The sequence below is a fragment of the Anaeromyxobacter sp. SG64 genome, from assembly GCF_022690745.1.
GTDB classification, from domain to species: Bacteria; Myxococcota; Myxococcia; order Myxococcales; family Anaeromyxobacteraceae; genus Anaeromyxobacter; species Anaeromyxobacter soli.
Genome location: NZ_JALCZB010000120.1, coordinates 1 through 11488, shown reverse-complemented (window position 1 = coordinate 11488; position 11488 = coordinate 1). Strand labels below are relative to the sequence as shown.

10 protein-coding genes and 2 pseudogenes are annotated in these 11488 nt (G+C 73.3%); 11 read left to right on the top strand and 1 reads right to left on the bottom strand.

Annotated elements, in window-relative coordinates; translation table 11 throughout:
- The 11 genes and pseudogenes from MNZ29_RS21800 to MNZ29_RS21750 form a co-directional block, all read left to right on the top strand.
- A pseudogene (locus MNZ29_RS21800) lies at positions 1–541 on the top strand (response regulator); the annotation flags it as partial.
- An 80-nt stretch (positions 542–621) separates the two neighbouring features.
- On the top strand, positions 622–3771 hold the full coding sequence (locus MNZ29_RS21795) for a valine--tRNA ligase (protein ID WP_242356706.1): 3150 nt from the start codon (positions 622–624) through the stop codon (positions 3769–3771).
- Positions 3772–3779: 8 nt separating this feature from the next.
- On the top strand, positions 3780–4616 hold the full coding sequence (nadC, locus tag MNZ29_RS21790) for a carboxylating nicotinate-nucleotide diphosphorylase (protein ID WP_242356705.1): 837 nt from the start codon (positions 3780–3782) through the stop codon (positions 4614–4616).
- Between the two features lie 12 nt (positions 4617–4628).
- Complete coding sequence (locus MNZ29_RS21785) at positions 4629–5618, top strand: biotin--[acetyl-CoA-carboxylase] ligase (RefSeq protein WP_242356703.1); 990 nt, start codon at positions 4629–4631, stop codon at positions 5616–5618.
- 59 nt (positions 5619–5677) lie between these two features.
- On the top strand, positions 5678–6442 hold the full coding sequence (locus MNZ29_RS21780) for a type III pantothenate kinase (RefSeq protein WP_242341089.1): 765 nt from the start codon (positions 5678–5680) through the stop codon (positions 6440–6442).
- The gene (locus MNZ29_RS21775) at positions 6439–6984 is read left to right on the top strand and encodes a M48 family metallopeptidase (protein WP_242341090.1); all 546 of its coding nucleotides are present in this window, start codon (positions 6439–6441) and stop codon (positions 6982–6984) included. Before MNZ29_RS21780 ends, MNZ29_RS21775 begins: the two co-directional genes overlap by 4 nt.
- 44 nt (positions 6985–7028) lie before the next feature.
- Positions 7029–8165: a hypothetical protein gene (locus MNZ29_RS21770; RefSeq protein ID WP_242341091.1), complete on the top strand. Its 1137-nt coding sequence runs from the start codon at positions 7029–7031 to the stop codon at positions 8163–8165.
- Between the two features lie 31 nt (positions 8166–8196).
- A complete protein-coding gene (gene murJ / locus MNZ29_RS21765; RefSeq protein ID WP_242341092.1) occupies positions 8197–9834 on the top strand; it encodes a murein biosynthesis integral membrane protein MurJ in 1638 nt (545 codons plus the stop codon).
- Positions 9835–10014: 180 nt separating this feature from the next.
- Entirely contained in the window at positions 10015–10224 is a 210-nt protein-coding gene (locus MNZ29_RS21760; RefSeq protein ID WP_242356701.1) for a hypothetical protein, read from the top strand.
- A 50-nt stretch (positions 10225–10274) separates the two neighbouring features.
- Positions 10275–10598, top strand: a complete 324-nt coding sequence (locus MNZ29_RS21755) for a hypothetical protein (protein ID WP_242356699.1) — start codon at positions 10275–10277, stop codon at positions 10596–10598.
- A 136-nt stretch (positions 10599–10734) separates the two neighbouring features.
- Complete coding sequence (locus MNZ29_RS21750) at positions 10735–11049, top strand: STAS domain-containing protein (RefSeq protein ID WP_242356697.1); 315 nt, start codon at positions 10735–10737, stop codon at positions 11047–11049.
- Positions 11050–11055: 6 nt separating this feature from the next.
- Here the strand turns inward: MNZ29_RS21750 and MNZ29_RS21745 are convergent.
- Positions 11056–11488, bottom strand: a pseudogene (locus MNZ29_RS21745) (response regulator); the annotation flags it as partial.

The following is an 11488-nucleotide window of genomic DNA, read 5'->3' as shown; positions in this document are numbered from 1 at the left end:
CGCCGGCCCGCGTCCGGCGTCCTTCCTCGGCGCGCCGCCGCAGGCAGCTCGCCCGGCAACGCCGGTCCAGCCGGCCCGGCCGGCGCCGCCCGTGGCGCAGCCCGCGCCCGCGCCGGTGCGCAAGGATCCCTTCGGCTTCGGAACGCCCGCCCAGCCCGCGCCCGTCGTCGCGCCGCGCCAGGACGACGACTGGAGCGACGTGGACATGGGAGAGGCGGCGCAGGCGCGCCACGAGCCGCTCGACCTCGGCCTCGGGCTCGACGCGGCGCCGCGCGCGCCCGCGCCGATCGAGCTGCCGCCGGCCGAGGCGCCCGCGCCGGAGCTCGCTCCGATGCACGAGTTCGTGCCGCCTGCGGCCACGACGGGCCACGCGCCCGCCGCGGCCTCCGCCGCCGACGGCGGCGAGACGGCGCTCCGCGACGCGCTCTCGAAGGCCTCCCGCGAGGTCATCGAGCGCATCGTATGGGAGGTGGTACCCGAGCTCGCGGAGACGATCATCCGCGAGAACCTCGACCGCCTCGTGAAGTCGCGCCAGGGCTGAGCGCCCGGCGCCATCCCGCAAGGACAACCTCATCAGGCCCTCCCGTCCGCACGCCGGGCGGGAGGGCGAATCGAGACGTCATGGAGAACGACAACCGGACCGAGCTCGCGAAGGGCTACGAGCACCGCGAGGTCGAGGCCCGCTGGTATCCCTTCTGGCTCGAGCGCGGCTACTTCCACGGCGACGAGAACGACCGCACGCGCCCGCCGTTCTCGATCGTGCTGCCGCCGCCGAACGTGACGGGCTCCCTGCACCTCGGCCACGCGCTCACGGCGACCCTGCAGGACGTCCTCATCCGCTGGAAGCGGATGAGCGGCTTCAACACCCTGTGGCTCCCCGGCACCGATCACGCCGGCATCGCCACGCAGATGATCGTGGAGAAGGAGCTCAAGAAGACGGAGAAGGTGAGCCGCCACGACCTCGGCCGCGAGGAGTTCCTCCGCCGCGTGTGGGCGTGGAAGGAGCGCTTCGGCTCGCGCATCGGCGAGCAGCACGAGGCGCTCGGCGCCTCCCTCGACTGGGAGCGCGAGCGCTTCACGATGGACGAGCGGTCCTCCCGCGCCGTGCGCGAGGTCTTCGTGCGCCTGCACGAGGAGGGGCTCGTCTACCGCGAGAAGAAGCTCATCAACTGGTGCCCCGACTGCCGCACCGCGCTCTCCGACCTCGAGGTCGAGCACGAGGAGGCGCACCCCGGCGAGCTCTGGTCGTTCGCCTATCCGCTCGCCGACGGCTCCGGCGAGATCGTGGTCGCCACCACCCGGCCGGAGACGATGCTCGGCGACACCGCCGTCGCCGTCCACCCGGAGGACGAGCGCTACCGGGGGCTCGTCGGCAAGAAGGTGCGCCACCCCCTCCTCGATCGCGAGATCCCGATCGTCGCCGACGCCATCCTCGTCGATCCGAAGTTCGGCACCGGCGCCGTGAAGGTGACGCCCGCGCACGACTTCAACGACTTCGAGGTCGGCAAGCGCCACGGGCTCGAGCAGCTCACGGTCATCGGGCTCGACGGGCGGATGACCGAGGCGGCCGGGCCGCTCGCCGGCCGGGATCGGTTCGACGCGCGCGAGGAGGTGAAGCGGCTCCTCGCCGAGAAGGGGCTCGATCGCGGGACGAAGCCGCACGTCCTCCCGCTCGGCCGCTGCCAGCGCTCGCAGACCGTGCTCGAGCCGCTCCTCTCCGACCAGTGGTACGTGAAGATCGAGCCGCTCGCGCGGCCGGCGATCGAGGCGGTGGAGCAGGGGCGGACGCGCTTCATCCCGGAGCAGTGGACGAACACGTACATGGCGTGGATGCGCAACATCCACGACTGGTGCATCAGCCGCCAGCTCTGGTGGGGCCACCAGATCCCGGCCTGGTACTGTCCGGACGGCCACGTCACCGTCGCGCGCGAGACGCCGTCCGCGTGCGCCACCTGCGGCAAGGGAGCGCTGCGCCAGGACGAGGACGTGCTCGACACCTGGTTCTCGTCGGCGCTCTGGCCGTTCTCGACCATGGGCTGGCCGGACCGGACGAAGACGCTCGAGACGTTCTACCCCACGTCCGTCATGGAGACGGGGCACGACATCATCTTCTTCTGGGTCGCCCGGATGATGATGATGGGGATCCACTTCATGGGCGAGGTGCCTTTCCGGACGGTGTACCTGCACCCGATGGTGCGGGACGAGAAGGGCCAGAAGATGTCGAAGACGAAGGGGAACGTGATCGACCCCCTCGTCATCACCGAGCAGTACGGCGCGGACGCGCTCCGCTTCACGCTCGCGGCGCTCACCGCGCAGGGGCGCGACATCAAGCTCGCGAAGGACCGCATCGAGGGCTACCGCGCGTTCGCGAACAAGCTCTGGAACGCGACGCGCTTCGCGCTCATGAACCTCGAGGGCCACGTCCACCGCGACGTGGACCCCACGAAGCTCGCGATGACCCCCGCCGATCGCTGGATCCTGGCGCGCACGCAGCGCGCCGTGAACGACACCCTCGCGGCGCTCGAGGGGTTCCGCTTCAACGAGGCGGCGAGCACGGTCTACCAGTTCGTGTGGGGCGAGCTCTGCGACTGGTACATCGAGCTCGCCAAGGAGGCGCTCTACGGCGACGACGCCGGCAAGAAGGCGGCGGCGCAGGCGACGCTCACGCACACGCTCAAGACCGCGCTCCTCCTGTTGCATCCCTTCATGCCGTTCATCACCGAGGAGCTCTGGCACGTGCTCCGCGCGCGCGTCGGCGCGGACGGCTGGCCCGACTCGATCCTGGCGGCGCGCTACCCGCGCGCGGCGGAGGTGGACGAGGCCGCCGAGCGCGGGTTCGGCCCGGTGATCGGCGTCGTCGACGCCATCCGCAACATCCGCGGGGAGATGAACATCCCGTTCAAGGTCGTGCTCGAGGACGTGGAGCTCGGCTCGCTCGACGCGGAGGCCGAGGCGACCGTTCGCGAGGAGCTCGGCCGCATTCACCGGCTCGCCAATGTGAAGGACGCGCGCGTGCTCTCCGACGGGGCGGTCCCCGCGAAGCGCGGCCAGAGCGCGGTGGCCGTCGGCGCCGGCTTCGAGGTCCGCGTCGGCCTCGCCGGCGCGATCGATCTCGCGGCGGAGGCGGCGAGAATCGAGAAGGAAATCGCCAAGTTGGATCAGGATCTCGCCTCGGTCGGGAAGAAGCTCGAGAACCCCAGCTTCGTCGCGAAGGCGCCGGCGGAGGTGGTCGAGAAGGATCGCGCGCGGCTCGTCGAGCTCCGCGAAAAAAAGCACAAGCTCGAAGCGCATCGTGCAATGCTCTCGGGTTCCGAGACGCTTTCCACGAGGAGGCAATCCATGGAGAACCAGAACGAGCAGAAGCCCACGACCGAGGAGTCGCCGTCCACGCCGGCCGCGGCCGTCCAGGAGGCCGCCGGTCAGGTGCAGACGGCGGTCGCCGGGGCCGTCGAGAAGGTGGTCGCCACCGCGACGGAGATCGCGAAGGCAGCCTCGAGCGCGGTCGTCTCCGGCATCGAGGGCCTCCGCAAGGAGAAGAAGCCGGCGCGCCGCTCCGCCCGCAAGCCGGCGAAGAAGGCCGCGGCCAAGAAGGTCGCCGCGAAGCCGGCCCGCGGCGGCAAGAAGGTGGCCGCGAAGAAGGCCCCCGCTCGCAAGGCGGCGGCTCGCGGCGGGAAGAAGGCGGCTGCGAAGCGCGTCGTGAAGGCCCCGGCGCGCAAGACGGCCGCGAAGAAGGGCGCGCGCAAGGCGGCGGCGCGGCGCGGCAGGAAGTAGCACCCGGGATGCCTCGGCTCTCGGCCCACGCGGAGCGCCTCGTCGATCTCGCGCTCGAGGAGGACCTGCTCCTCGGGGACGTCACGAGCGAGGCCACGATCGACCCGGCTGCGATGGGGGAGGGGCAGTTCCTCGTCAAGGAGGAGCTGACCCTCGCCGGGACGGCCGTCGCCGTCCGGGTCTTCGAGCGGCTCGGCGCCGAGTGCCGCTTCGATCGAGCGGACGGGGCGCGCGCCCTCCGCGGCGAGGTGGTCGGCGTCGCCACGGGGCCGGTCCGCGCGCTCCTCGCCGCCGAGCGCACCGCGCTCAACTTCCTGCAGCGCCTGTCCGGCGTCGCGTCCGCGACGCGCCGCTGCGTCGACGCGCTCGAGGCCGGCGGCACCCGGACGCGCCTCCTCGACACGCGCAAGACCACCCCGGGCTGGCGCATGCTCGAGAAGGCCGCGGTGCGGGCCGGCGGGGGGAAGAACCACCGCTTCGCCCTCGGCGACGGGATCCTCATCAAGGACAACCACGTCGCGGCCTGCGGCGGGGTGGCCGAGGCGGTGCGCCGCGCCCGCGCCCAGGCCGGCGCGATGCTCAAGATCGAGGTCGAGGTGGTGGACCTCCCGGGGCTCGAGGCGGCCGTGGCGGCGGGCGCGGACATCGTCCTGCTCGACAACATGGACGACGCTGCGATGGCCGAGGCGGTCCGTCGCGCGAACGGCCGCGTGCTCCTCGAGGCGAGCGGGAACATGACCCTGGAGCGGCTCCCGCGGGTCGCCGCGACCGGGGTCGACTTCGTCTCGATGGGTGCCATCACGCACTCGGCCCGGGCGGTCGACATCTCCTTCGAGCTCGCGTAGCGTCCTCGCAGCATGGCGGAGGCCTCGAGCAGCGAGGAGCTGGTGCTCGCCTTCCTGGCGGAGGCGGGCGACGAGTTCGTCTCGGGCGAGGCCATCTCCGGCAAGCTCGGCCTCACCCGCGCCGCCGTCTGGAAGCACGTGGACGCGCTCCGCGCGCAGGGCTACCGCATCGACGCCGTGCCCGCGCGCGGGTACCGCCTCGCGGAGGTCCCCGACCGGCTCACCGCGCTGGAGCTCCGGCCGCTGCTCAACACGCACGACCTGGGCCGGGAGCTGCACTGCCACGAGGAGCTCGGCTCGACGAACGACCGCGCCAAGGAGCTCGCCGAGGCGGGCGCCGAGCACGGGACCATCGTCGTCGCCGAGACGCAGACCGCCGGCCGGGGGCGCCGCGGCCGGGCGTGGGTCTCGCCCCCGCGCCGCAACCTCTACTTCTCCGCGATCCTCCGGCCCGACCTCTCGCCGGCCCGCGCTTCCGAGCTGACGCTCGTCGCCTCGATCGCGATCTGCGAGGCGATCCGCCAGGCGGGGGTGGAGGCGGGGATCAAGTGGCCGAACGACCTCCTCGCGTCGGGGAGGAAGCTCGCCGGCATCCTCACCGAGCTCGCCGCCGAGCCGGACCGCGTCCACTGGGTCGTGATCGGCGTCGGGGTCAACGTGAACGCGCGCGCGGAGGACTTCCCGGAGGAGCTGCGCGCGGAGGCGACGAGCCTCGCCATCGAGCGCCGCACCCCCGCGCCCCGCGCGCTCTTCGCGGCCGCCTGCTTCACCGCGCTCGAGGACTGGATCGACCGGCACGCGGAGGAGGGGTTCGGCGTCATCCGCGAGGCCTGGCGCGAGCGCTCCGTCACCCTGGGCCGCGAGGTGACCGTGAGGACGGACGGGCGCGAGATCGTGGGGATCGCCGAGGACATCGACGCGACCGGCGCGCTCCTCGTGCGCGGGCGCGCGGGCGTGGAGCGGATCCTCTCGGGCGACGTCGCCCTGCTCCGGCCGCGATAGCGGCCCGGGAGGCGCCGACCGCGTTGACCCCGGCTGGGAGGCGACGCTAGGCTCCGGCCGTGCTGCTCGCCATCGACGTCGGCAACACCAACACCGTCCTGGGTGCCTACGAGGGCGCCTCGCTCCGCCATCACTGGCGGATCGAGACGAGCCACACCCGGACCTACGACGAATACGGCATCCTGGCCCGCCAGCTCTTCGCCGCCGCCGGGCTCGACCCCGCGGCCGTGACGGCGGTGGCGATCTCGAGCGTCGTGCCGCCCCTCGCCTTCACCCTGGAGCAGATGTCGCTCCGGTACTTCAAGGTGAAGCCGCTCTTCGTCGGCCCCGGCGTGAAGACCGGGATGTCCATCCTGTACGAGAACCCGCGCGAGGTCGGGGCGGACCGGGTGGTGAACGCGGTCGCCGCGTACGAGCGGTGGCGCTGCGGGCTCATCGTGGTCGACTTCGGCACCGCGACCACGTTCGACGCGGTCTCGCCGAAGGGCGAGTACCTGGGCGGCGCGATCTGCCCCGGCATCGCCATCTCGATGGACGCCCTGTTCCGGCACGCGTCGAAGCTCCCGCGCGTCGAGTTCCAGAAGCCGCCGCACGTGGTGGGCAAGAACACCGTCGCGTCCATCCAGAGCGGCCTCGTGTACGGCTACGTCGGCCTGGTGGACGGGATCTGCGCGCGGATGGCGGACGAGCTCGGCTTCGGCCCCAAGGTGGTCGCCACCGGCGGGCTCGCCGCGCTCATCGCCGGCGTCTCGAAGACCATCACCGAGGTGGACGAGCACCTCACGCTCGACGGCCTGCGCCTCCTCCACGAGCGGAACCGGTGACGGAGCCCCTCTCCCCGCCACGGGCCGCCCCCGAGCCGGCGGGCGACGCCGCCCTCGAGGAGGGGCTCGCCGCGTTCGCCGCCCGCGACGTCGACGGCGCCCACGCCGCCTTCGAGCGCGCGTTCCGGCGCGACTCGCGCGCGCCGCGGGCGATGTCCTGGTACGGCGTCACCCTCGTCCTCGTCGAGCGGAACTCGAACCTGGGCGTCTCGCTGTGCGACCAGGCGGTGCGCGCCTCGGGCCCGGACCCGGAGCTCCTGCTCAACCTGGCGCGGGTGCACCTCGCCCTCAACCAGCGCGACCGCTCCGTCCGCGCCATCGCGCGCGGGCTCGAGCTGTGGCCCCGCGACGTCCGGCTCCTCGCCGCCCGGGAGGCGCTCGGCACCCGGAGCGACCCGGTGCTGCCGTTCCTCTCCCGCAAGAACCCCCTCAACCGGACGCTCGGCAAGCTGCGCCACCGCTGGCGCCGGCGCCGCGCGCCGGTCTACGAGGTGTCGCCCGTCGCGCTCGGCTCACCGGCCGAGGCGCCGGAGGCGCCCTGAACGGACGATCCGATCGGATCGCGAGCCGTCGTCTAGGAGCCGAGATGCCCGGGTGTCCGCTGCCGCTCGACACGCTGCCGAAGCCGCTCCAGAAGCACGCCGACGAGAAGGCGCCGGCGGCGCTGCGGACGATGGGCGCGAAGGGGCTCGTCCCCGCCGTCGCGCCCGGGGACCTCGTCACGCTCCTCTGGTTCCTGTCGTTCGACGGCGACGCGACCGTCGCCGCCACGGCGCAGAAGACGGCGGAGGGGCTCCCCGACAAGCTCTGGGGCGTGGCCCTGCGCGCCGAGGGGGTCCCGGGGCAGGTCCTCGACTGGCTCGCCGACAGGCTCGCCGGCAAGGACGCCGCGCTCGAGCTCGTGCTCCTCAACCCGGCGACGCCGGACGCCACCGTGGCGCGCCTCGCGGCCTCGGTGTCGCAGCGGCTCGTCGACATCGTCCGCCAGAACGAGCTCAGGCTCCTGCGCTGCGACGAGATCATCCGCGCCCTGTGCCGGAACCCGAGCGCGCTCGCCTCGACGGTGGACGGCGCGTGCGACTTCTGCGTCCGGAACGGCCTCACGCTGCTCGACGTCCCGCAGCTCGTCGCGGCGCACGTGCGGATCCACGGGGTGGACCCGAGCGCGAGGGCGCCCGAGCCGGTCGAGACCGCGGCCGCCCTGATGCGCGACTACGGCGCGGAGCTGGCCCAGGAGCAGGGCGCGGCCGCGGCGGCGCAGACGGCCGAGGACGAGAAGAAGAAGCTCAACATCACGCAGCGGGTCATGCGCATGTCGGTGGCCGAGAAGATCAAGCTCGCCACCCTCGGCAACAAGGAGGCGCGCACGCTCCTCCTGCGCGACTCCAACAAGCTCGTGTCGATGGCGGCCGCGACGAGCCCCCGCATCACGGACGGTGAGATCCTCGGCCTCGCCAACTCGCGGACGGTGAGCTCGGACGTGCTCCGGTACATCTACTCGAACCGGGAGTTCACGCGGACCTACGCGATCAAGATCTCGCTCGTGAAGAACCCGAAGGTCCCGCTGCCGACGGCGCTGAAGATGATGTACACGCTGCAGGAGAAGGACATCAAGGAGCTCGCCCGAGACCGGAACGTCCCCCAGACGATCCAGGCGCAGGCGAAGTCCTTCCTGATGAAGAAGGAGGCCGCCGCGCGCGGCCCCGCGATGGGCAAGCACTAGCGGCCGCCGCCGAGCAGGGACCACGACCCAGATGACGCAACCGACGCAGGCGCCCGCGGGCGCGACCCCGGGCGCAGCCTCGGGGGCCACCTCGGCCGCGCCGGTGCGCGTGGGCCGGGCGCTGTGGCTGTCCGCCGCGACCATGATCTCGCGCGTCCTCGGCCTCGCGCGGGACCAGCTCTTCGCGATCCTCATCGGCGCGAACCGGTTCTCCGACGCCTTCGTGGTCGCGTTCCGGATCCCGAACCTCCTGCGGGACCTCTTCGCGGAGGGGGCGCTCTCCTCCGCGTTCGTCCCGGCGTTCGCCGACGCGCACCGGAACCGCGGCCGCGAGGCCGCCTACCGGCTCGGGAACGCCGTCGTCGCGCTCGTGCTCCTCGCGGTCGGGATCCTCACCGCGCTCGGGGTCGTCTTCGCGGGCGGGCTCGTGGCGGTGATCGCGCCGGGCCTCGAGGCGTCCGGCCTCGCCGCGCTGCTCGCGCGGATCATGATGCCTTTCCTGCTCCTCGTGTCGCTCGCCGCGGTGGCGATGGGCATGCTGAACGCGCAGAGCCGCTTCACCGCGCCGGCGATCGCCCCCGCGCTCTTCAACGTGGGCTCCATCGCGGTGGGGCTCGGGCTGTGGGCGGCGGGCTGGCCGCCCGAGCGCGCGGTGGTCGGCTGGGCGGTGGGGACGATGGTCGGCGGGGTGATGCAGCTCGCCGCCCAGCTCCCGGCGCTCCACGCGCTCGGCTTCCGGATCCGGCCGACCCTGGCGCGCGACGCGCTCGCCGACCCGGGGCTGCGCCGGATCGGCAGGCTCATGGGGGCCGCGGTCGTCGGCCTCTCCGCGACCCAGGTGAACATCCTCGTGAACACGGTCTTCGCGTCGCACCAGGTGGGCGCGAACACGTGGCTGCAGATGGCCTTCCGGCTCATGCAGCTCCCGCTCGGCGTGTTCGGCGTCGCGATCGCGACGGTGGCGGGGGCGGGGGTCGCGCAGCGCGCCGCCGCGCGCGACATGCCGGCGGTGAAGGCGACACTCGGGGCGGCGATGCGGCACGTGGCGTTCCTGAACGTGCCGTCCGCGGTGGGGCTCGCGGTCCTGGCGCGCCCGATCATCTCCATGATCTACGAGCACGGCCGATTCCGCCCGGAGGACACGGCGGCGACGGCGCAGGCGCTCGTGTTCTACGCGATCGGGCTGTACGCGTACTCGGGCGTGAAGGTGTTCGCGCCCGCCTTCTACGCGCTCGACGAGGCGCGGGTGCCGGTCGTCGGCAGCGTCCTCGGGATGGCGTCGAACGTGGCGCTCAACGTGACGCTCTGGCCCGTGCTCGGCTTCCGCGGCGTGGCGCTCGGGACCTCGATCGCCGCCGGGGTGAACTTCCTCGTGCTCGCCTTCGCCTGGCGGCGCCGCCACGGCGGCCTGGGCGGCGTCGGGATCGCGGCCCAGCTCGGGCGCGTGCTCGTCGCGACCGCCGTGCTCGGCGTCGCCGCGTGGGCGACCGAGCATGGGCTCTCGCGCCTGCTCGGCGCGGGGGGCGGGCTCGGGCGCCAGCTCTCGCTCGGGCTCGTCCCCGTAGCCGCGGGAGGCCTCGCCTACCTCGCCGCCGCGCGCGCGCTCGGCATCGCCGAGCTGACGGAGCTCCTCGGAGCCGTACGTCGGCGGCGCGCGGCGCGCCGCTGAGGCCCGCCGCCCGCCCGGGCGCTCCGTCGCGAGCCTCGAGCCCCGGGGGGGTGCAGGACGATCCGCCGGCCACCGGGACGCCCGTCCGGACCGCCGCCGCCGCCTCCACGGGGCTTTGGCGCGTCCGGCACGTTGCCTCTACCTTGCCGAGAGGATCCCTTTCACGCTCGAGGTTGGCACATGGAGAACGGCGGCAGCACCGTGTCGCACATGAGGCAAGGTGCGGGCGACATCGCCCAGGACGTACAGGATCGGATCGAGGAGCTCCGCGGGTACGCGGAGGACGCGGGCGAGATCGTCCGGAACTTCGCGCGCGAGCGCCCGGTCGCGGCGATCGCAATCGCCGCCGGGCTGGGCTTCGTGCTCGGCAGGCTCATGTCGCGGACCTGAGCGCGCCCATGGACGACCGAGGGACGAGGGGGGCGGGAGACATGGCGGCGATGGACGACATGAACGAGGTGGGCGAGACGCTGAAGTCGGTGAGCCGCCAGGCCCGCGACGCGGTGACGCGGTTCGCCGAGCAGGTCGAGCTCGAGCGGCACATGCAGGAGCGGCCGATGGCCGTCCTGGGGGTCGCCGCCGCGGCCGGGTTCGTCCTCGGAGGCGGGCTGTGGCCGGTCATGCGCCCGTTCGTGAAGGCGGCGGCGCGCGCGGCGCTCTCGCCCACGAACCTGATCGCGATCGGAGCCGCGCTCGGCGCCATGCGGGCCGCGAGCGGCGGCGACGAGATGTCGCAGGAGATCCCCGGAGCCGAGACGCACTAAACGGCCGAGCACGATTCGCGAACAGGCGAGTGAAACCCCGCGAGACCGCGTCGCAGTGGGGCTCGCTTGGGGTCGGAAGTTGACCGCCCGGGAGGGCGGCCACACCCTAGACGCTCGCAATCGCGAGGTGAACGAGATGATGGACGTGACGCGAGGCGCGCACGGGGAGCTGGTCATTCGTATCGGTGGAACGTTCGACGGGCGGGCCGCGACGCGCCTCACCGGCTGGCTCGGCGAGATCCCCTCGAGCGACGCGCTCGTCGTCGACTTCTCGCAGGTGCGGGACTGCCAGGACTTCGGCCTCGCCGCCGTCGCGCGCGATCTCGCGCAGCGCGGCGAACGCCTCCAGCTCCGCGGCCTCACGCGCCACCAGCAGCGGATGCTCCGCTACTTCGGCCTGGATCTCCGCCTGCACGGAGAGCTTCACGAAGAGGAAGAGGCGCTGGGGTAGGCCGCGCTACTCGCGAGGGGGCGCCGCGCGCGGGTCCTTCGCTCCCGGCTCCGCCGGCGCACCCTCGTCGAGGAGCTGCGCCGCGATCGCGAGCGCCTTGCGCACCTTGTCGCGCACCTTCTCGTCGCCCTTGATCTTCTGGTAGGCGCGGAGCACGCGCTCCTCGTTCTTGGCGTTCGCCGCCTCGAGCTCCTGCACGCGCTTGCGGAGCTCGACGGTGCGCTTCTCCGCCTCGCCGCGGGCGCCCTCGGCCTCTCCGCGCGCGACGACGAGGTCGGTCCGGAGCGCGTCGAGCTCCTGCTCGAGCGCCTCCGCGCGGGCGATCGCGCCGGAGGCCTTGGCGGACTCCTCGCCCTTGCGCCGCGCCTCGGCCTCGGCGAGCTCCGCGCGGCGCTCGGCGTCCGCCGCCCGGCGGCGCGCCTCGGCCGCGTCGCCCTCG

What these genes read in the sequence shown, in the direction of transcription:
- MNZ29_RS21755 (WP_242356699.1), top strand. Translation starts at nt 10,275, where the DNA reads ATGGACGACATGAACGAGGTGGGCGAGACGCTGAAGTCGGTGAGCCGC.
- murJ (WP_242341092.1), top strand. Translation starts at nt 8,197, where the DNA reads ATGACGCAACCGACGCAGGCGCCCGCGGGCGCGACCCCGGGCGCAGCC.
- MNZ29_RS21750 (WP_242356697.1), top strand. Translation starts at nt 10,735, where the DNA reads ATGATGGACGTGACGCGAGGCGCGCACGGGGAGCTGGTCATTCGTATC.
- MNZ29_RS21770 (WP_242341091.1), top strand. Translation starts at nt 7,029, where the DNA reads ATGCCCGGGTGTCCGCTGCCGCTCGACACGCTGCCGAAGCCGCTCCAG.
- nadC (WP_242356705.1), top strand. Translation starts at nt 3,780, where the DNA reads ATGCCTCGGCTCTCGGCCCACGCGGAGCGCCTCGTCGATCTCGCGCTC.
- MNZ29_RS21785 (WP_242356703.1), top strand. Translation starts at nt 4,629, where the DNA reads ATGGCGGAGGCCTCGAGCAGCGAGGAGCTGGTGCTCGCCTTCCTGGCG.
- MNZ29_RS21795 (WP_242356706.1), top strand. Translation starts at nt 622, where the DNA reads ATGGAGAACGACAACCGGACCGAGCTCGCGAAGGGCTACGAGCACCGC.
- MNZ29_RS21760 (WP_242356701.1), top strand. Translation starts at nt 10,015, where the DNA reads ATGGAGAACGGCGGCAGCACCGTGTCGCACATGAGGCAAGGTGCGGGC.